The following is a 19,953-nucleotide window of genomic DNA, read 5'->3' as shown; positions in this document are numbered from 1 at the left end:
TACCCGCGGGGTCCGCTGAGGGGTCAGCGCAGCACGCCCAGGCGGCGGGCCGCCGAGACGGCGGCGGTGCGGGAGGCGACGCCGAGCTTCGCGAACACGTGCGCGAGGTGCGACTTGACGGTGGTCTCGGTCACGAACAGCCGGGCGGCGACCTCGGTGTTGCTGAGGCCCTGGGCGACGAGGGCGAGCACCTCGGTCTCGCGGGCGCTGAGCCGCGGCGCGGGGGAGCGGAGCCGCTCGAACAGCCGCGCGGCGACGGCGGGGGCGAGCGCGCTCTCGCCGGCGGCGGCCGCGCGGATCGCCGCGAGCAGCTCCTCCGGCGGCGCGTCCTTGAGCAGGTAGCCGCTCGCGCCGGCCTCCACCGCGCCCAGGATGTCCGCGTCGGTGTCGTAGGTCGTCAGGACGAGGACGGAGGGCGGCTCGGCGGAGGAGCGCAGCGCCCGCGTCGCGTCGACGCCGGTCTCGCGGTCGGCGCCGAAGCGCAGGTCCATCAGCACCACGTCCGGGTGCAGGCGGGCGGCGGCGCTGATCGCCTCCGCGGGGGAGCCGGCCTCGCCGACCACGGTCAGCCCGTCCTCCGCGCCGATCAGCGCGCGCAGCCCCGCGCGGACGATGGGGTGGTCGTCGACGAGGAGGACGCGGATCACGCGGCGCCTCCCGCGGGGAGCTCGGCGCGGACCGTCGTCCCGGCCGGCGAGGAGTCGACGTCCAGCCGCCCGCCGAGCTGCTCGGCCCGCTCGCGCATCGCCCGCAGGCCGAAGGAGTCCTGCCGCGTCGAGGGGGTGTCCGCCTCGGGATCGAAGCCGGCCCCGTCGTCCGCGATCTCGAGGCGGGCGGTGCGACCGTCGCTGCGGAGCGTCAGCGCGACCGTGCTCGCTCCCGAGTGCTGCAGCGCGTTCGCGACCGCGCCCTGCGCGAGCCGGAGCAGCGCCGTCTGCGTCTGCATCGGCAGCGCGCGGCCGTCCTCGGCGTCGACCGTCACGACGACTCCCGAGCGCTCCCAGTGCGTGGCGGCCAGTCGCCGCAGCGCTCCGTCGATGCTCTCGCTGTCGAGGGCGGGCGGGGCGAGCTCGCGGATGAAGCGCCGGGTCTCGTCCAGATCGGCCGCCGCCGTCTCCCGGGCGAGGCGGACGTGCTCGATCCCCGGCCGCCCCGGGTCCGCGCGCTCGGCCGCGTGCAGCAGCATCTGGATGCTGGAGAGGCCCTGCGCGACGGTGTCGTGGATCTCGCGGGCCAGCCGCGAGCGCTCCTCGGCGACGGCGGCTGCGCGCTCGCTCGCGCCGAGCCGGTCGCGGGTGGCGAGCAGCTCGGCGAGCAGCTCCTCCCGCTCGCGCGCCTCCCGGGCGAGGGCGCGCGCGGCGAGGCCGATCAGGATCGCGATCCCGGCGGCGATCACCGGGCCGACGACCCCGCCGATGCTCCACCGGTCGTTCCAGCCGAGCGCGGCGACGGCGATGGCGGTGAGGCCGAGCACCGCGGCGATCGCCGCCCGCGGGGGCAGCACGTGCATCGCCAGGAAGAAGAGCGGGAACGCGAGGTAGGCGGCGTCGGACTCGAGCAGGACGAGGGCGGCCCAGGCGAGGGTCACTCCCGCGAGCCACAGCATCCCGCGGCGCCGCGAGCGGGCCGTCCAGCGCGGCCCGGCGAGGTACGCGCCGAGCAGGAGGAGGCAGAGCAGGAGCACCGCCGGAGTGCGCGGGCCGGGCTCGACGAGCGTGCGCACGGCGACGAGGGCGAGCAGGCCGCCGACCAGGAGGTGCAGTCCCGCGCGCAGTCCCGTCAGGACGGGGGCGAGCGGAGTGTGCGGCACGGGGGAACGCTACGCACCGCGGGGCTGCCTGTCATCGTGCGAAAGGAGGAGGCGGCCGTCCCTCGAAGAGCGGGCGGCGCCCCAGGTCGACCGCACGATGCGCTGGATCCGCGCCGCTTCCAGGCTGGAGGGGCCGCCGATCCCCGCGGCATCGACTCCCTGGAGGTCCCCGTGTTCGTCGCCTGGCGCGAGCTGCGTTCCGCACGCGGCCGATTCCTGCTCATCGGCGCAGTGGTCGCGCTGCTCACCCTCCTGGTCGGGTTCCTCTCCGGCCTGACCGGCGGTCTGGCCCTGCAGAACGTCTCGGCGGTGCTCGGCGTCCCCGCCGACCGCCTCGTCTTCTCGGCCGGCGACGACGCACCCTCGTTCGCCGACTCCTCGGTCACCGCGCAGCAGGAGGCGGAGTGGGCGGCGCTGCCGGGCGTCGCGTCCGTCGAGCCGCTCGGCGTGCTGCAGGCCCGGGCGGAGGCGGGCGGAGCGCGCGTCGCGGTCGCTGTCCTCGGCGTCGACGCGGCGCTCGGGGCTCCCGCCGACCCGGGCGGCATCGCCCTCTCGGCCCCGGCGGCGAGAGCGCTCGGCGTCGGAGTCGGCGACACCGTGAGCCTCGCGGGCGCCTCCGCCGTCGTCTCCTCGATCGGCGGCGACGACTGGTACAGCCACACCCCCGTCGTCCGCCTCCCGCTGGCCGCCTGGCAGGCGCTCGCGGCCTCGCTCGGCACACCGGCCGACGCGACCGTCCTCGCGGTGCGCGGCTCGCCGGACTGGGCAGCGGGGGAGGCGGCGATCGGCACGGTCTCGCGCGCTCCGCTCGCCGCGCTCACCGCGATCGGGTCGTTCCGGTCCGAGATCGGCTCGCTGCTGCTGATGGTCGCGATGCTCTTCGGGATCGCCGCGCTGGTCGTCGGCGCGTTCTTCACGGTCTGGACGATGCAGCGCTCCGGCGACATCGCCGTGCTGAAGGCCCTCGGGGCGTCGACGCGCTCGCTGCTCCGGGACGCCCTCGGCCAGGCCCTCGTCGTGCTGGTCGCCGGGACGGGGGCGGGGCTGCTCGCCGTGGTCGGGCTCGGGAGCCTGGCCGGCTCCGCCCTGCCCTTCCTGCTCAGTCCCGTGACCACGCTGGCCCCGGCCGCGCTGATGATCGCGCTGGGACTGCTCGGCGCCGCCGCGGCCCTGCGCGCCGTCGTCTCCACCGACCCCCTCACCGCACTCGGGAGCGCACGATGATCGAACTGCACGACGCCACCCTCACCTTCGACGACGGCGGCTCGCGCCTCACCGCCGTCGACCGGGCGAGCCTCGACTGCCGGCCCGGGACCACGACCGGGCTGACCGGCCCGAGCGGCTCCGGCAAGTCCAGCCTGCTCGCCCTGGCGGCGACGCTGATCCGCCCGGACTCCGGCCGCGTGCTGATCGACGGTGACGACGTGTCGCGCCTGTCCCGGGCGGGGGCGGCGCGGCTGCGCCGCTCCCGGATCGGCATCGTCTTCCAGCAGGCCAACCTGCTGCCCGCGCTGACGGCCCGCGAGCAGCTGCTGGTGATGGACCGGCTCGGCGACCGGCGGCGCTCCTCGGCGTCGGCGCGGGCGGACGAGCTGCTCGCGGTGGTCGGCCTCGCGGACCGCGCCCACGCCCGCCCGGCGCAGCTCTCGGGCGGTCAGCGGCAGCGGGTGAACATCGCCCGCGCGCTGATGAACGCGCCGTCGGTCCTGCTGGTCGACGAGCCGACGAGCGCGCTGGACACCGAGCGCGGCGCGGCGATCATCGACTTGATCGTCCGCCTCACCCGGGAGCGCGGCACGGCGACGCTCCTGGTGACGCACGAGGAGGCGCACCTCCCGCGGCTCGACCGCGTGGCGACGATGCGGGACGGCCGGCTGTCGGCCGGCGAGCCGAGCGTCGCGGTGCCGGCCGGTCGGCGGTCCGCGGCGCGGTAGCGTCGCCCGCATGAGCACCGCACTGATCACCGGAGCGTCCACGGGCATCGGCGCCGCGTTCGCGCGCGCCTTCGCCCGCCGGGGCTTCGACCTCGTCCTCGTCGCGCGCGACCGGGGCCGGCTCGAGGAGGCGGCCGCCGCCTTCCGCGCGCTCGGCGCCCCGCGCGTCGAGGTGCTGCCCGCCGACCTCTCCGACCGCGACGACGTCGAGCGGGTGCGCGTCCGGCTCGTCGACCCCGAGCGGCCCGTCCGGGTGCTGGTCAACAACGCCGGCTTCGGGATCGACGGCAGCTTCGCCGAGCCCGACGTCGCGGCGCAGGACGAGGCGTTCGAGGTGATGGTCCGCTCCGTGTCCGTGCTCTCGGGCGCCGCCGCGCAGGCGATGGTCGGCCGGGGGCGCGGGGCGATCCTCACCGTGTCGAGCGTCGCCGGCTTCGTGCACCTCGGGCCGTACTCGGCGATCAAGGCCTGGGCGACGGCCTTCACCCAGTCGCTGGCGGTGGAGCTGCGCGGTACGGGCGTGCGGGCCGCGGCGCTCTGCCCGGGCTGGGTGCGCACCGAGTTCCACGAGCGCGCGGCGATGGACACCGCCTCGATCCCCTCCTTCCTCTGGCTGGACGCGGACGCGGTGGTCGAGGAGTTCCTGCGCGACGTGGCGCGCGGCTCGGTCGTCTCGATCCCCTCCTGGCGGTTCGGCGTGCCGATCAGCGTGGTGCGCCACCTGCCCGGCTCCCTGGTCCGCCGGCTCTCCGCGGCGGTGAGCGCGCGGCGCTGACCGCCCGCCGCAGCCGGGCACGGCAGAGGTGCGGATCGGCCGTCCCTATTCCCGGCGTTCCTCCACGCGGCGTTCCGTACACTTGACGCTCGTGGTTGCCGATCAGATCCATCTCGTGCGGCACGGCGAGGTCTTCAACCCCGACCGGGTCCTCTACGGGCGACTCCCGCACTTCCGGCTCTCGGACCTGGGCAACCGGATGGCGCGCGCCGCCGCCGACGACCTGCTCGAGCGCCGCCGCCCCGTCACGGCGCTCTTCGCCTCGCCGCTGCAGCGCACGCAGGAGTCGGCCCAGCCGATCTCGCAGGCCTTCGAGCTCGAGATCGTCACCGACGAGCGCCTGATCGAGCCGACCAACCGCTTCGAGGGCAAGCGCGTCGCCGCCCGCAACTCGGCGCTCAAGGACCCGCGCAGCTGGCCGCTGCTCCGCAACCCCTTCGAGCCCAGCTGGGGCGAGCCCTACCTCTCCATCTCGGCGCGGATGTATGCGGCGCTCGAGTCCGCCTGGCAGGGCACGGCCTCCGGCGACGCCGCGCTCGTCAGCCATCAGCTGCCGATCTGGACCACCCACCGCGCGATCGCGGGGGAGAAGCTCTTCCACGATCCGCGCAAGCGCCGCTGCGCGCTGTCGAGCATCACCACCTTCGAGCGCCGGGGCGACCGCTTCGTCGAGGTCGGCTACTCCGACCCGGCGGCCGGCCTCCAGGGCCTCGCGACCGACGTCGGAGCCGTCTGATGCGCCGCACCCGCGCGCTCGGCGTGCTCGTGCTCGTCGGCGCCCTCGCGCTGAGCGGCTGCACCCGCGACAAGCTCGCCGAGGACTACCGGCAGGGCACGAACAACGGCTTCATCTCGGGCGACGGCACGATCAAGGAGGTCCCCGTCGACCAGCGGGGCGAGGCGATCGAGTTCACCGGCACCGACGAGGACGGCGCGACCATCGACTCCGCCGATCTCGCCGGCCGCGTCGTGGTGGTCAACTTCTGGTACGCCAGCTGCGCTCCCTGCCGTGCCGAGGCGGCCGATCTCGAGACGGTCAACACCGAGTTCGCCGACCAGGACGTCTCGTTCGTCGGCGTGAACGTGCGCGACCAGGCGCCGACGGCTGCCGCGTTCTCCGCGAACTACGGACTCACCTACCCCTCGATCGTCGACACCGACTCCTCGGTGCAGCTCGCCTTCACCGGCGAGGTGCCGCCGAACGCGGTGCCCACCACGATCGTCCTCGACAAGGAGGGCCGGGTCGCCTCGCGCATCCTCGGCCAGCTGCAGGAGGCGTCGATCCTCTCGACGCTCGTGGGCGACACGCTCGCGGAGTCGGAGTAGCGCGGTGAGCGAGGTCGTCATCAGCGGCCAGCTCCTCCTCGCGGTGCCGATCGCGCTGCTGGCCGGGCTGGTCTCTTTCGCGTCGCCCTGCGTGCTCCCGCTCGTGCCGGGGTACCTCGCCTACGTCGGCGGCTTCACCGACGCCGGCGAGCGCGCCGCCCGGGGCCGCCGCCGGGTCGTGCTCGGCGTGCTGCTGTTCGTGCTCGGCTTCTCACTGGTCTTCGTGCTCTTCGGCGTCGCCGCAGGCTCGATCGGCTTCTGGCTGCGCGCCTACGCCGACGTCATCACCCGCGTGCTCGGCGTCTTCGTCATCGCGATGGGGCTGGTCTTCATCGGCCAGCTCTCCTTCCTGCAGCGCACCGTCCGGCCCGGCTTCCGCCCGGCGACCGGGCTGATCGGGGCCCCGCTGCTCGGCATCGTCTTCGGCGTCGGCTGGACCCCCTGCCTCGGCCCGACGCTGACCTCGATCCTCGCCCTGAGCTACGGCGCCGGCTCGCCCTGGCGCGGCGCGCTGCTGACGGTCGTCTACTGCCTCGGCCTCGGCATCCCCTTCCTCCTGGTGGCGTTCGGCTTCAGCTGGGTGACCACCACCCTCGCGTTCGTGAAGCGTCACATCCGCGTCATCAACATCGCCGGCGGCGTCGCCCTCGTCCTGATCGGAGTCCTGATGGTCACGGGCCTGTGGAACACCCTCGTCTACGGAGCACTCTTCGAGGTGATCAATGGCTTCCAGCCCGCGCTCTGAGTCCGACTCGAGCACCGAGTCCGACTCGGGCACCGACGCCTCGGCAGGCGCCGACGCGACCCAGCAGAAGGCGGACGCGTCCTTCCGCCCCGCCGACCACTTCGACTCCGACGGCTCGATCACGCAGCCGACCCTCGGCTTCACCGGCTGGGTCCGCTGGATGTGGCGCCAGCTCACCAGCATGCGCACCGCGCTGTTCCTGCTGCTGCTGCTCGCGATCGCGGCGGTGCCGGGCTCGCTCGTGCCGCAGCGCTCCTCCGACCCCAACGGCGTCACCCAGTACTTCGTCGACAACCCGGACCTCGCGCCGCTGCTCGACAAGGTCCAGGCCTTCGACACCTACACCTCGGCGTGGTTCTCGAGCATCTACCTGCTGCTGTTCGTCTCGCTGATCGGCTGCATCATCCCGCGGACGAAGCACCACTTCGAGGCGATGCGCTCGAGGCCGCCGCGCACCCCCGCCCGCCTGCAGCGCCTGGCCGGCTACACCGTCCGCGAGGTCGAGGGCGCGAGCGAGGAGGAGGCCGTCGCCTCCGCGCAGGCCGTCCTGCGCCGGGCGGGCTACCGCACCGAGCGCCACGACGACCCGCGCGGCCGCTGGTCGAGTGTCTCCGCCGAGCGCGGCTACCTCCGCGAGACCGGCAACCTCGTCTTCCACTCCGCCCTGGTCGGCATCCTCGTCGCCGTGGGCATCGGCGGCGGCTTCGGCTACAGCGGCCAGCGCGTGCTGGTCGAGGGCTCGCAGGGCTTCGCGAACAACCTGGCCGGCTACGACTCGTTCAACCCGGGGCGCTTCTTCGACAGCGGCCAGCTCGATCCGTACCAGCTGACCCTCGACTCGCTCGACGTGCAGTACGAGGAGCGGAACCAGCAGGCCCTCGGGCAGCCGGTCGACTTCACCGCGCACGTGACGACCACCGAGCGCGGCGGCGACTCCTCCGACGAGACGATCAAGGTCAACGACCCGCTCGCGATCGGCGGCACCAACGTCTACCTGCTCGGCAACGGCTACGCGCCGACGATCACGGTGCGCGACCCCTCGGGGACGGCGATCTTCACCGACTCCGTGCCGTTCCTGCCGCAGGACGCGAACCTCACCTCGGTCGGCGTCGTGAAGGTGACGGACGGTCTCGCCGAGCAGGTGGGGCTCACCGGCTTCTTCTACCCGACGCAGGACGAGCTGCCCTCGGGAGCATCGACCTCGATCTTCCCGGACCTGCAGTACCCGGTGCTCTCGCTCAACGTCTTCGAGGGCGACCTCGGCCTCGACGGCGGCGTCCCGACCTCGGTCTACGTGCTGAACACCGACTCGCTCACCCGCCTCACCGGCGGGCAGACCGGCGTGCCGTCGATCACGCTCAAGCCGGGCGACTCCGCCGAGCTGCCGAACGGCCTCGGCACGGTGACCTTCGACAACGTCGGAGCGGACACCTCCGTCGTCGGGACGGACAGCGTCAAGCGCTTCGCCTCGTTCGACATCCACCACGACGCGACCCAGGGCTGGGTGCTGCTCTTCGCGATCCTCGTGCTCGCGGGACTGCTCACCTCGCTGTTCGTGCCGCGGCGCCGGGTGTGGGTGAAGGCGACGAGCGGGGCGGACGGCGGGCTGACGCTCGAGTACGCCGGGCTCGCCCGCGGCGAGGACCCGCAGCTGACGCGCGCCGTACGGACGATCGCGGACCGGCACGCTCCGCTCGACCAGCCCTGACGACGGCCGGCCCGACGTCGATCTGCTCCGACGCCGGCCGGCCCTGACGGCGGCCGGCACCGGACTCCTCAGGGGTCGCGGTCAAGTGATCCAACCTGTGCATGTGTGCAGGGGCGCCTCACGGCGCCGTCGCTTACCCTGGAGGGGTGATCGAGACCCTCTCGCAGTACTCCGTGCTGTGCCTCTACTCCGCCATGGGCATCTACGCCCTGGCCTTCATCTTCTTCGCCATCGACCTGGCCCGGCGCTCGTCGGTCGCCGACGGCGACTCGATCGAGGTCGTCCGCGAGGCCGAGCGGGTCGCCTCCAGCGCCGCCGCCGACCGCGCGGCGAGCGGCAAGGCCACCGTCGCCACCGGAGCAGCCTCCGCCGGCGGCAACGGACGCACCGCGACGCTCTCCCGCCTCGGCAGCCGCGTCGAGGACGAGGTCTACAACGCGCCGTCCCGCTCGAAGGCGATGCGGATCGGCTTCTCGCTCACGCTCCTCGCCTTCGTCCTGCACCTCGGCGCCACCGTCCTCCGCGGGATCGCCGCCGGCCGGGTGCCGTGGGCCAACATGTACGAGTTCTCGATCACCGGGACCGTCCTCATCATCGGCGTCTTCCTCGCCGTCCAGCTGCGCTGGGACCTCCGCTTCCTCGGGGCGTTCATCACCGGCCTCGTGCTGGTCCTCCTCGGCGTCGCGACCGTCAACTACTACGTCGACGTCGTCCCGCTGCCGCCGGCACTGCAGTCCTACTGGCTCGTCATCCACGTGCTCGTCGCGATCCTCGGCACCGCCTTCTTCGCGCTCGGCTTCGCGCTCTCCGTCACCCAGCTGCTCCAGTCGCGGAGGGAGACCAGCGGCGAGAGCGCCCCCTCCGTCCTCCGCTTCCTGCGCACCCTGCCCAGCTCGCTGACGCTCGAGAACCTCGCCTACCGCGTCACGATCATCGGCTTCATCCTCTGGACCTTCACCCTCATCGCCGGCGCCGTCTGGGCCGAGAAGGCGTGGGGCCGCTACTGGGGCTGGGACACCAAGGAGGTCTGGACCTTCATCATCTGGACCATCTACGCCGGCTACATCCACGCCCGCGCCACCCGCGGCTGGCGCGGCACCCCCTCCGCCTGGCTCGCGATCATCGGCTTCTCCGCCGTCATGTTCAACTTCGGCGTCGTCAACGTCTTCTTCAAGGGGCTCCACGCCTACTCCGGCCTCGACACCGGCATGTGATCTGCGGGCGCTGGTGGGCGCGCTCGCGGCGTTGTCGTCGGGGTCCGTAGCTCCCGCTACGCACCCCTCCTCCGCCTTGCGATCACACCCACCAGCACCCGCAGATCCGTCTGAACAGGAGCACAGCCGTCGCTTTGCGACGAGCCTTTGGGAACACGGCCGTCGCTGCGCGACGAGCCCCACGAGCACGGCCGTCGCTGCGCGACGAGCCTTCTGAGCACAGCCGTCGCTGCGCGACGAGCTCCTCCTGGGGACGGCAGCGCCGTTCGCAGAACGGTCGGCGCAATCATGCTGGTCGAGTAGCCCCGCAGGGGCGTATCGAGACCCACCGTTCTCAGCAGGGTGGTCTGCCGACTCGCGTGCTGGCGTCGGTGGATCTCGATACGCCCGCTGCGCGGGCTACTCGATCAGCATGAGGGGCGCGGTCCGCAGGGCCGCGGGGCGGCCTCACCCTTTTGAAGATCGCGGGGCGGCCTCACCCTTTTGCTGGTCGAGTAGCCCCGCAGGGGCGTATCGAGACCCGCTGTTGCCAGGAGGCTGGGTCTGCAGACTCGCGTCCTGGCAGTGGTGGATCTCGAGACGCGCGCGGTGCGCGCTACTCGATCAGCATGGGGTGCGCAGGCGGTCAGGCGCCCGTGATCACGTCGATGAGGTGGGGGGCGAACGGCTCCGCCAGCGCGAGAACGAAGCGGGTGCGGGCGCCCTCGGGGTGGACGTCGCGGTAGAGGCCGCGGAGGTCCGGGAGGGTCTGGCCGCGGCCGGGACCGAAGGAGGTGTCGACCTCGACGGGGACGCGCGGAGCGGAGGTGAGCTCCAGGGCGCCGACGGCGATCGCCGCGGCCATCGGGTCGTGCAGCGCGGCGGTCCGGTCGCCGAAGTGGCCGACGTAGAAGTCGAAGTAGTAGTCCAGCGCGTGCCCGATCGCGGACGCCAGCGGATCCGCGGAGCGGATCAGGACGTCGCGCTGCTCCTCGTCGAGCAGGTGCTTCATCGTCACGTCCAGCGGGACGAGCGTGAGGTCCCAGTCCGCGGCGACGACCTCGGCGGCCGCGGCCGGGTCGTGCCAGATGTTCGCCTCGGCGACGGCGGTCACGTTGCCCGGCGCGAGGCCGGCGCCGCCCATCACGGTGACCGAGTGCAGCAGCGACAGCAGCTCCGGGTGCTTGCGCAGTGCGAGCGCCAGGTTCGTCAGCGGGCCGATCGCGACCAGCCGCAGCTCGCCCCCGTGCTCGCGGGCGAGGCGGAGCAGCAGGTCCGCGGGGTCCTCGTCGACCGGCTCCGCGCCGACGGGCAGCAGCACGCCGCCGATGCCGTTCTCGCCGTGCACGTGCGGGGACCCGCCGGAGTAGGGCTCCTCGAGGAAGTCGTGCGCGCCGATCGCGACCGGGACGTCGGTCCGGCCGGCGAGGGCGAGCAGGCCGAGGCTGTTCACGGCGGCCTGGCGGGCGTCGGTGTTGCCGCTGACGGTGCTGATGCCGACCAGCTCGGCGAGCGGCGAGCGCAGCAGGTAGGCCAGGGCGAGCGAGTCGTCGATGCCGGTGTCGCAGTCGAGGAAGACGGGGACGGTGGGTGCGGTCACGGGACTCCGATGCTCGAAGGGGGAGGGGTGCGGCGGGCATCGGCGGCCGGAGCAGATCCATTCTGGCCCTCCGGCGGCGCCGCCCCGACCGCGGGTAGCCTGAACCGGTGCCCGCCGTCCGGCCGGTGCCCGAGACGAGGAGGGGCCCGTGCCGCGTCCGTCCCTCGTCGCGACCGTCGCCGACGCGCTGCTCGACGAGATCGTCGCCGGCCGCATCCCGATCGGCTCCGAGCTGCCGAGTGAGGGCGAGCTGGCCCTCGCGCACGACGTGAGCCGGGCGACCATGCGCGAGGCGCTCGGCCGCCTCCAGGGCCTCAACGTTATCGACGCGCGCCGGGGCAAGCGCGGCACGGTGAACCCGGTCGCGCGCTGGAGCGACCTGGAGCCGATCCTGCGGGCGACCGCCTCGGGCGTGGACTCCGCCGCGGCGTCGCTGCACCTGATCGAGGTGCGCGAGATGATCGAGACCGGCGCCTCGGCGCTCGCCGCGGTCCGCCGCTCCGACGCCGACCTCGCACGGCTGGAGGAGGAGCTCGCGCGGATGACCGCCGCGCACGAGAGCGGCGACCTCGCGGGCTTCGTCGCCGCCGACATCGCCTTCCACGACGTGATCCTCGCCGCGACCGGCAACGTCTTCGTCGCCGCCGTCTTCGCGCCGCTCGCCAAGGTGATGCGGGCGAAGCGCGAGCAGACCTCCGCGCTGGTGCAGATCCAGCGGAACGCCCTGGTCAGGCACCGCGCGGTGCTCGAGGCGATCCGGGCCGGCGATGCTGACGCCTCCCGCGCGGCGATGGCCGACCACATCGCGCAGACGGCCGAGGATCTTCGGCGCTACGTGCTCTCCGGCGACGACTCCTCCGGTCCCGACGCCGACTCCGCGAGGGCGGCCCGCGCGTAGCCGAGTGCGGCGACGACGAGCGGCCGCCAGCGCTCCAGCGCCGCGGTGTCGGGAGACTCGCGCGGCACGCTCACCCACTCGCGCAGGGTCCGCCTGCCCATCACGACCGGGTCGGCATCGCCGCGCTCGACCAGCTCGAACGTGTCCGGCCGCGTCAGCTTCACGATCAGCCGGTCGTCCGCGCCGAGGAAGCAGACGATCCGCCCGCGGTGCCGGATCGCGGGGGAGCCGAACATCGTCGCGAGGTCGACGTCGTCGAGCGCGGCGTGCTCGATGAGGTCCTCGAGCAGCTGCCGCCGGGTGGTGAGGGGGCTCGTCATGCCCGGAGGCTACTCGCGCAGGCACGCCCACTGCACGGCGATCATGCTGGTCGAGTAGCCCCGGAGGGGCGTATCGAGACCAGTCGTCGCTGAGAGGCGGGTCTTCGGACCGGCCTGTTGGCGGTGGTGGATCTCGATACGCCCGCTGCGCGGGCTACTCGATCAGCATGCGGGGGGAGCTGGGCGCGCAGCTCGATCCGCGAAGACGGTGCCGCTCGAAGCGCGAGACTGCGCCCGATCATGCTGGTCGAGTAGCCCCGGAGGGGCGTATCGAGACCAGTCGTCGCTGAGAGGCGGGTCTTCGGACCGGCCTGTTGGCGGTGGTGGATCTCGACACGCCCGCTGCGCGGGCTACTCGATCAGCAAGGGAGGGATGGCTTCTCCGGAGGAGGGCGGCCCCTTCCACCGCAGGCCGGACTACTTGTAAGATATCTGATACCCCAGGACGAAGGAGTACCGGTGATCTCGGAGACGACGCTGCTTCAGCAGTACCCCGCGCAGGTGCCGGTCGAGGCCGCCGCCGTCGCCGCCACGCGGACGGCGCGCACGCCGGTGCTGGTCGTGCTGGACGACGACCCGACCGGCACGCAGTCCGTCGCCGATCTGCCGGTGCTGACCAGCTGGGCGGAGGAGGACCTCCGCTGGGCGCTCGCCACCGGCGCACCGGCCGTCTACGTCCTCAGCAACACCCGGAGCCTCGCGCCCGAGGACGCCGCCGAGCGCAACCGGGAGATCGTCGCGAGCGCGCTCGCCGCCGCTCGAGCCCTCGAGGTCCCGGTCGCCTTCGTCAGTCGCGGTGACTCCACGCTGCGCGGCCACTTCCCGCTCGAGACCGACACCATCACCGACGCCCTCGACGGCGCGGTCGACGCCGTCCTCCTGGTCCCCGCCTTCCCGGATGCCGGCAGGGTGACGATCGGCGGCGTCCACTACATGCGCGGCACGGACGGGCTCCAGCCGGTCGCCGAGACCGAGTTCGCCCGCGACTCGACCTTCGGCTACGCGCACTCCGACCTGCGCGAGTGGGTGGCGGAGAAGACGGAGGGCCGCTGGCCGGCCGACCGGGTCGTCGCGCTCGGCCTCGACACGATCCGCGCGGGCGCCGACGCGATCGCGGCCGTGCTCGCTCCGCTCCGCGGCGGCGTGCCGGTGGTCGTCGACGCCGTCACCGAGGACGACCTGCGGCTGCTGGCCCTCGGGCTCGCGCAGGCGGAGGAGTCGGGCCTCCGCGTGCTCTACCGGGTCGGCCCGCCGTTCGTCCGGGCGCGCATCGGCCAGGCGGTGCGCCCACCCCTCACCGCAGGCGAGGTCTTCCCGAGCGGATCCGCCGCGGTCGACCGGACGCGCGGCGGCCTCGTCGTCGTCGGCTCGCACGTCGGCCTCACCTCGCGGCAGCTCGAGCGTCTCGCGGCGACCGGATCGCTCCGCGCGACCCTCGAGCTCGACGTCGACCGCGCCGTCGACCCCGAGCGGGCGCCCGCGCACCTCGCCGAGCTCGTCGAGCAGGCGGTCGCCGCCCTCGCGGACGGCGACGTCGCCGTGCACACCAGCCGCTCGCTCCGCCGCACCGACGACCCGCAGGAGAGCCTCGACCTCTCCCGGCGTGTCTCGGCCGCGGTCGTCGCCGTGGTGCAGGGCGTCCTCGCCCGCGTCCGCCCGCGCTTCGTCATCGCGAAGGGCGGCATCACCTCGAGCGACGTCGCCTCGAAGGGCCTCGGCATCCGCCGCGCGATCGTGCGGGGCCCGATGCTGCCCGGCCTGGTCTCGCTCTGGGAGCCGGTCGAGGGGCCGGCCGCAGGCATCCCCTACATCGTCTTCGCCGGCAACGTCGGCGACGACGAGTCGCTGGCGCAGGTCGCCGCGACGCTCCGCGCTCCCGCGCTCTGACCGCGCACCCTCATCCGCCCGATCCCCTGGAGGACCCCGTGACCACGCCCGACACCACACCCGCCTCCGCCTCGGACTACACCGTCGCCGTCCTCGGCCTCGGCGCCATGGGCCTGCCGATGGCGACCCGCCTGGCCGGCTCGCTGACCGTGCACGGCTTCGACGTCGCCGAGCCGCGCCTCGCGCTGGCCCGCGAGGCCGGCATCACCCCCTTCGGCTCGGCCCGCGAGGCGGTGGCCGGCGCCGACGCGACGCTGCTCGCCGTCCGCAACGGCGCCCAGCTGCGCGAGGTGCTCTTCGGCGGCGCCGACTCCGAGGGGATCGCGACCGCGCTGCGCGCCGGCTCCGTCGTGATCATGACCAGCACGGTCGGCATCACCGAGGTGACCGAGGTCGCGACAGCACTCGCCGAGCACGGGGTCGACCTGGTCGACGCCCCGCTCAGCGGCGGACCGGTGCGCGCGGGGGAGGGCGACCTCCTGATCGTCGTCGGCGCGACCCCTGCCGCGCGCGAGCAGGCGCGCCCCGTGCTGGATCTGCTCGCCTCGACCCTCAGCGTCATCGGCGACCGCCCGGGGGACGGCCAGGCCTTCAAGACCGTCAACCAGCTGCTCTGCGGCGTGCACATCGCCGCCGGGGCGGAGGCGCTCGCGCTGGCCGCGAAGCTCGGCCTCGACCCGGCGGCCACGCTCAAGACGCTCTCCGCCGGGGCCGCCGGCTCGTTCATGCTCGGCAACCGCGGGCCGCGGATGCTGCAGGCCGGCGACGAGGGCGGGGCCGAGGTGCTGAGCCGGCTCGACATCTTCGTCAAGGACCTCGGCATCGTCACCACGGCCGCGCGCGGCGCGGGTCTCGCCACCCCGGTCGCCGCGGCGGCCGAGCAGCTCTTCCTGCTCGGTGCGGCTCAGGGACTCGCGGCGGCGGACGACTCGGCGATCATCTCGGTGCTCGCGCCGCCCGCCTGATCGGGCCCGGAGCGCCTCAGCCTCAGCGGCTCAGAGCAGCGCCCACGTCTCGCGGAGGCGGTCGCGCCACCAGGCCAGCCGCTCCGGCGAGACCGCGTGGCGCAGCAGCAGCGCCTCCGACACCTCGACCCGCTCGACCGGGATCGCGCCGTCGACGGGCCGCAGCGGCCGCTCGGTCACGTCGGCGGCGAGCAGCGAGGCCGTGCCGAGCCCGCAGTCGTAGGGCAGCTCGGGCAGCGCCGCGGCGAGCGCCGCTCCCATCGCCAGCCCGACCGAGCTGTCGAGGGCGCTGGAGACCACCGCGGGCAGCCCCGCCTCGGCGACGATGTCGAGAGCCCGCCGTACCCCGCCGAGCGGCTGGGCCTTGACCACGAGCAGGTCGGCGGCACCGGCGCGCGCGACGGCGAGCGGATCCGCGGCCTTGCGCACGCTCTCGTCGGCGGCGACGGGGATGCCCATCCACTTCACCCGGCGGCGCAGATCGGCGAGCTCGTCGACGCTCGCGCACGGCTGCTCGACGTACTCGAGGTCGGCGGAGGCGAGCGCGTGCACCGCGTGCTCCGCCTCGTCGACGTTCCAGCCGCCGTTCGCATCCACGCGAATGCGCCCCTCCGGACCGAGCACCCGGCGCACCTCGGCGACCCGCGCCACGTCGTCGGCCAGGGTCTGCCCGCGCTCCGCGACCTTCACCTTGGCGGTGCGGCAGCCGTGGTAGCTCGCGAGGATCGCGGCGACCTCGCCGGCGTCCACCGCGGGCACGGTCGCGTTCACCGGGATGCGGTCGCGCAGCGGCGCGGGCTGCTCGTTCCAGCCGTAGTCGAGGGCGGCGCGCAGCCAGGCGGCCGACTCCGCGGGCCCGTACTCGAGGAACGGCGAGAACTCGGTCCAGCCCTCCGGGCCGCGGACCAGGGCGATCTCGCGGTGGTCGACTCCGCGGAAGCGCGTTCGCAACGGCAGCGCGACGACGCGGAGTCCGGCGTCGACCTCCTCGAGGGTGGGAAGGGAGGCGAGAGGGAGGGGGGCGGGCACGACATCGTCCATCCCGCCATCATCCTCCGCCGGGGGAGCGGGCCGGGACGGGCGGCGCTCAGCCCGCGTCGTCGAAGACCGCGGGCAGTCCGCCCTCGCCGCCCGCGCTGCTGAGCACGTGGCCGGTCGCGGCGTCGATGGTCAGCACGAGGTGGTCGAGCGTCAGCTCGATCACGCCGAAGGGCGCCGGGATCTCGCCGGTGTAGCCGACGAGCCAGAGCTCGTCGTCGGGGGAGAGGCCGGGAGGTGCGGCGACCTGCTGGCCGGACGCCTGCAGCGAGCCGCTCTCGCCGTAGACGGAGTCGGCGCTGACGCGGACGGCGCGCTCGCTGCCCGCGTCGACGCCGGGACCCTCGAGCGGGCGCACCACGGCGATGGCGGCCTCCGCGGAGTCGATCGGCGTGCCCGCCGGAGCGGGCAGTGCGTCGGCGGCCGGCGTGCTCCAGATCTCGACCCCCTCGGCGATCGGCACTCCCGCGGACGTCTCGGCACTCGGACCTGACCCGGTCGCGGCGCCCGCCTGCGGAGTCGTCTCCTCGACGGCGACCGTCTGCACCGTGGCCTCCGCCTCCCGAGCGCCTCCCGCTCCCGCGACCGACGCCAGCGCCGTCATCGCTCCCACGGCGATCACGCCGACCACCACTCCGAAGCCCGCTTCGATCCGGTTCACGACGCCTCCCACCGCGGTCGGTCGTCTCCGGCGCGCGGGGCCAGAGTGGCACACCGAGCGCCGCCTGCCCAGGGGGTCTCGGAGCGCGGGCGGGCCACCGCGCCCGTGCGAGACTGGCGTCGACGACGCTCGACCCCGGAGGGACGCGATGAGCCAGGTACCCGTGAGCCCGCCCCCGATGCCCCCCGCCACCCCGCCCGGCCTCCCCGGAGCGCACCGGCCGCTCGGCACCGGCGGCTGGATCGCCCTGGGCGCGAGCATCGTCGTCGGCGTCGTCTACACCGGCGTGCTCGGCACGCTGCTCGCTCTCGGCATCGGCACCGCCATCGACGCGACCGCCGACGCCCTGCCGACCGCGGCGCCCGGCTTCACCGACGAGCCGTTCGGCGAGGCGACCGAGGGCCCGGACGCCGGCGACCCGGCCGACCCGCTCTACGACTACCCCGGCTACCAGGACGGCGACGCCGCCTTCGTGCTCGCGCAGCCGTCGGCCGAGGCCGCGATCGCGCAGTCCGAGGCGGCCGTCGCGGCGATCGAGTCGACCGTCCTCGACGGCTGGACCTCGGCCGACGACGAGTACTACGAGCGCTCGGAGAACGGCTACGGCGGCCCGTCGCTCCTCTACGACTACATCTCGGCCACGAGCTACGCCGACGCCGACCTCGGCTCCGACGCCGCCAAGCAGGCGGTCGTCGACGTGTTCACCGCCGCGGTCGCGCCGCTCGGCTTCGACGCCGTCGACGTCGCCGACACCCCGGCCGAGTGGTCCGAGGTCGGCTACGAGTACGAGGGCGATCTGAGCGACGAGGAGGCGGGCGCCGCGCTCTGGGTCGTCACCGCGTACTCCACGGTGGAGGACGTGCCCGCGATCGAGATCGGCCTCGTCGATCTCGGCGCCGACAGCACGGGAGACGTCGAGCGGATGCTCGACGACGTCGGGCTGACGCCGCCGGACAGCGGCGCGTTCCTCGCCGGCTACGCCAACGCGATCCTCGAGGAGGGCGACCGCGCCGAGTTCACCGAGCGGATGCAGGCCTACGGCGGAGTCGCCGCCACCTGAGCCTCCGGTACCGGCAACCGGGTGACCTCGCAAGCCCGAGCCGACGACCCGCGTGCCGCCTAGCGTGAGGGCATGGCCCAACCCCGAGCGACCAGACCACTGCGCGACTACGCCGCGATCGGCGACGGTCGCACCGTCGCGCTGATCGCGAGCGACGGGAGCGTCGACTGGCTGCCCGTCCCCGACCTCGGGTCGACCCCCGCGTTCGCCGCGCTGATCGACGCCAAGACCGGCGGCTGCATCGAGCTCTCCCCGGAGGAGCCCGCGGAGACGACCCGCCGCTACCTGGGCGACACGAACGTGCTCGAGACCACCTTCACCACCGAGTCCGGCACCGTGACGGTGACCGACGCGCTGGTGACGGGCATCGCCGGGCGCCTGCCGTGGGCCGAGCTGGCGCGCCGGGTCGAGTGCACCGACGGCGAGGTCCGGATGCGCTGGGTCGTCCGCCCCGGGACCGGCCTCGGGACCTTCTCCCCGTGGATCCAGAACGCGGACGGCCGCTCGCTGATCCGGGCCGGCGACATCACCATCGGCGTCACCGGGAAGGACCACGGACCGGTCGACGAGTCGGCGCCCTCCGGCGCGGGCGACGAGCTCGCCGGCGGCTTCGTCGCGACCGCGGGCGGCGAGCGGCACGTCCTGGTCGTCTCGGCGACGCACGACGAGCCCCTGCACTTCCCGGTCGCGGTGAACGTCGACCGCGGGATCGACCGCACGCTCGCCAGCTGGCAGTCCTGGTCCGACGAGTTCTCCTACGACGGGCCCTGGGCCGGAGCGGTGCAGCGCAGCGCGCTCGCGCTGAAGCTGCTGATCTACTCGCCCACCGGCGCGATAGCGGCCGCCGCGACCACCTCGCTCCCGGAGTCGCCCAACGGCGGCAAGAACTGGGACTACCGCTTCGCCTGGGTGCGCGACGCCGCGTACACGGCGCACGCGCTGGTGCGCTTCGGCCTGCGCGAGGAGACGCATGCGGCGCTCTCCTGGCTCCTGCGCACGATCAAGGAGCACGGCCCCGATCTGCACATCTTCTACGGCCTCGACGGCTCGCTGCCGACCGAGCAGACCGAGTACGACGTCCCCGGCTACGCGGGCATCGGCCCGGTCCTCGCCGGCAACGGCGCGCAGAGCCAGCTGCAGCTCGGCGTCTTCGGCGACCTCTTCGACATCTGCCGCATCTACGTCGACGAGGGCAACGTCCTCGACATCGAGACCGGCCGGCTGCTCGCGCGGATCGCGGACACCACCTGCGACCTCTGGCGCAACCGCGACGCCGGGATGTGGGAGCTCGAGGAGGAGCAGCACTACACCTCCTCGAAGATGGGCTGCTGGCAGGCGCTCGACGCCGCCGTGCACCTCGCCGAGCTCGGGCAGGTGGCGGGCAGCCCGGACCGCTGGCGCTTCGAGCGCGATCGCATCCGCGACTGGATCGAGGAGAACTGCTGGTCCGAGGAGCTCGGCTCCTACGTGATGTACCCGGGCACCGAGGAGCTGGACGCCTCCGTCCTGCTGCACGCACCGAGCGGCTACGAGCGCGGCGAGCGGATGGTCTCGACGATCGACGCGCTGGTGAAGGAGCTGGGCCGCGGCGCCCTGCTGTTCCGCTACTCCGGCATGGAGGCGGAGGAGCACCCGTTCGTCGCCTGCTCGTTCTGGCTCGCCGGCGCGCTCGCCTGCGTCGGCCGGCACGACGAGGCGATCGCGCTGATGGACGAGCTGGTCGAGACGGTGCCGAACGACGTCGGCATCATGTCCGAGATGGTGGCCGTCGACGACCTCGCCTTCTGGGGCAACCTGCCGCAGGGCCTCAGTCATCTCGCGCTGATCAACGCCGCCATCACGATCGAGGAGCTGGCGCCGGAGAAGATCGGCGAGCGCTGACGGCGGCATTCGAGCCGCCGACGATCGACGCGGCGCACCGCTAGACCCGGCGACGGGTTCGCGCAACCCGGTTGAGGGGCTCCCGCCGCGGCGCGTAGACCGGACTCATCACCCCGGACCGCCCTGCGCGGCGTGCCCGGGAGCGGCAGGAA

General features: G+C 73.9%; 19 protein-coding genes. 13 read left to right on the top strand and 6 right to left on the bottom strand.

Annotated elements, in window-relative coordinates:
• Window positions 1–23 precede the first annotated feature (23 nt).
• A complete protein-coding gene (locus MT350_RS11910) occupies window positions 24–647 on the bottom strand; it encodes a response regulator transcription factor (protein WP_243598299.1) in 624 nt (207 codons plus the stop codon).
• Window positions 644–1,810 (bottom strand): sensor histidine kinase, encoded by a 1,167-nt coding sequence (locus MT350_RS11905; RefSeq protein ID WP_243598300.1) that lies wholly within the window; start codon window positions 1,808–1,810, stop codon window positions 644–646. Before MT350_RS11905 ends, MT350_RS11910 begins: the two co-directional genes overlap by 4 nt.
• A gap of 171 nt (window positions 1,811–1,981) precedes the next feature.
• Between MT350_RS11905 and MT350_RS11900 the strand changes: the two genes are divergently transcribed.
• From MT350_RS11900 to ccsB, 8 genes are all read left to right on the top strand, one after another.
• Window positions 1,982–3,034, top strand: coding sequence for an ABC transporter permease (locus MT350_RS11900; RefSeq protein WP_243598301.1), 1,053 nt, complete (start codon window positions 1,982–1,984; stop codon window positions 3,032–3,034).
• Window positions 3,031–3,744: an ABC transporter ATP-binding protein gene (locus MT350_RS11895; RefSeq protein WP_243598302.1), complete on the top strand. Its 714-nt coding sequence runs from the start codon at window positions 3,031–3,033 to the stop codon at window positions 3,742–3,744. The genes MT350_RS11900 and MT350_RS11895 overlap by 4 nt, the downstream gene beginning before the upstream one ends.
• A 10-nt stretch (window positions 3,745–3,754) precedes the next feature.
• Complete coding sequence (locus MT350_RS11890) at window positions 3,755–4,519, top strand: SDR family oxidoreductase (RefSeq protein WP_243598303.1); 765 nt, start codon at window positions 3,755–3,757, stop codon at window positions 4,517–4,519.
• Between the two features lie 91 nt (window positions 4,520–4,610).
• On the top strand, window positions 4,611–5,255 hold the full coding sequence (locus MT350_RS11885) for a histidine phosphatase family protein (protein WP_123446605.1): 645 nt from the start codon (window positions 4,611–4,613) through the stop codon (window positions 5,253–5,255).
• On the top strand, window positions 5,255–5,845 hold the full coding sequence (locus MT350_RS11880; protein WP_123736780.1) for a TlpA family protein disulfide reductase: 591 nt from the start codon (window positions 5,255–5,257) through the stop codon (window positions 5,843–5,845). The genes MT350_RS11885 and MT350_RS11880 overlap by 1 nt, the downstream gene beginning before the upstream one ends.
• A 4-nt stretch (window positions 5,846–5,849) precedes the next feature.
• Window positions 5,850–6,590, top strand: a complete 741-nt coding sequence (locus tag MT350_RS11875; RefSeq protein ID WP_132437525.1) for a cytochrome c biogenesis CcdA family protein — start codon at window positions 5,850–5,852, stop codon at window positions 6,588–6,590.
• The gene (locus MT350_RS11870; RefSeq protein ID WP_243598305.1) at window positions 6,568–8,298 is read left to right on the top strand and encodes a cytochrome c biogenesis protein ResB; all 1,731 of its coding nucleotides are present in this window, start codon (window positions 6,568–6,570) and stop codon (window positions 8,296–8,298) included. The genes MT350_RS11875 and MT350_RS11870 overlap by 23 nt, the downstream gene beginning before the upstream one ends.
• Window positions 8,299–8,444: 146 nt before the next feature.
• Window positions 8,445–9,512: a c-type cytochrome biogenesis protein CcsB gene (gene ccsB, locus MT350_RS11865; protein ID WP_374204627.1), complete on the top strand. Its 1,068-nt coding sequence runs from the start codon at window positions 8,445–8,447 to the stop codon at window positions 9,510–9,512.
• A gap of 625 nt (window positions 9,513–10,137) precedes the next feature.
• Here the strand turns inward: ccsB and MT350_RS11860 are convergent.
• Window positions 10,138–11,091: a nucleoside hydrolase gene (locus MT350_RS11860; protein ID WP_243615964.1), complete on the bottom strand. Its 954-nt coding sequence runs from the start codon at window positions 11,089–11,091 to the stop codon at window positions 10,138–10,140.
• 148 nt (window positions 11,092–11,239) lie between these two features.
• Between MT350_RS11860 and MT350_RS11855 the strand changes: the two genes are divergently transcribed.
• A complete protein-coding gene (locus MT350_RS11855; RefSeq protein WP_243615963.1) occupies window positions 11,240–11,989 on the top strand; it encodes a FadR/GntR family transcriptional regulator in 750 nt (249 codons plus the stop codon).
• Here the strand turns inward: MT350_RS11855 and MT350_RS11850 are convergent.
• Complete coding sequence (locus MT350_RS11850; RefSeq protein ID WP_243615962.1) at window positions 11,923–12,309, bottom strand: hypothetical protein; 387 nt, start codon at window positions 12,307–12,309, stop codon at window positions 11,923–11,925. The two genes, MT350_RS11855 and MT350_RS11850, sit on opposite strands and share 67 nt — an antisense overlap.
• Window positions 12,310–12,768: 459 nt before the next feature.
• On the opposite strand from MT350_RS11850, the gene MT350_RS11845 reads away from it, so the two are divergent.
• A complete protein-coding gene (locus tag MT350_RS11845; protein ID WP_243615961.1) occupies window positions 12,769–14,196 on the top strand; it encodes a four-carbon acid sugar kinase family protein in 1,428 nt (475 codons plus the stop codon).
• A 38-nt stretch (window positions 14,197–14,234) separates the two neighbouring features.
• On the top strand, window positions 14,235–15,161 hold the full coding sequence (locus tag MT350_RS11840) for an NAD(P)-dependent oxidoreductase (RefSeq protein WP_308197474.1): 927 nt from the start codon (window positions 14,235–14,237) through the stop codon (window positions 15,159–15,161).
• A gap of 30 nt (window positions 15,162–15,191) precedes the next feature.
• Here MT350_RS11840 and MT350_RS11835 read toward each other — a convergent pair whose 3' ends face one another.
• Window positions 15,192–16,202 (bottom strand): o-succinylbenzoate synthase, encoded by a 1,011-nt coding sequence (locus MT350_RS11835; protein ID WP_243598310.1) that lies wholly within the window; start codon window positions 16,200–16,202, stop codon window positions 15,192–15,194.
• A 46-nt stretch (window positions 16,203–16,248) separates the two neighbouring features.
• Entirely contained in the window at window positions 16,249–16,860 is a 612-nt protein-coding gene (locus MT350_RS11830) for a hypothetical protein (RefSeq protein WP_243615960.1), read from the bottom strand.
• 178 nt (window positions 16,861–17,038) lie between these two features.
• Between MT350_RS11830 and MT350_RS11825 the strand changes: the two genes are divergently transcribed.
• Both MT350_RS11825 and MT350_RS11820 read left to right on the top strand, forming a co-directional pair.
• Window positions 17,039–17,920, top strand: coding sequence for a hypothetical protein (locus MT350_RS11825; protein ID WP_243615959.1), 882 nt, complete (start codon window positions 17,039–17,041; stop codon window positions 17,918–17,920).
• Window positions 17,921–17,992: 72 nt separating this feature from the next.
• Window positions 17,993–19,801: a glycoside hydrolase family 15 protein gene (locus tag MT350_RS11820; RefSeq protein WP_243615958.1), complete on the top strand. Its 1,809-nt coding sequence runs from the start codon at window positions 17,993–17,995 to the stop codon at window positions 19,799–19,801.
• Window positions 19,802–19,953 lie beyond the last annotated feature (152 nt).

This window comes from Rathayibacter sp. VKM Ac-2928 (assembly GCF_022815545.1).
Lineage (GTDB): Bacteria > Actinomycetota > Actinomycetes > Actinomycetales > Microbacteriaceae > Rathayibacter > Rathayibacter festucae.
The sequence above is the reverse complement of the archived record's forward strand: the minus strand, read 5'-3'. Positions and strand labels throughout refer to the sequence as shown.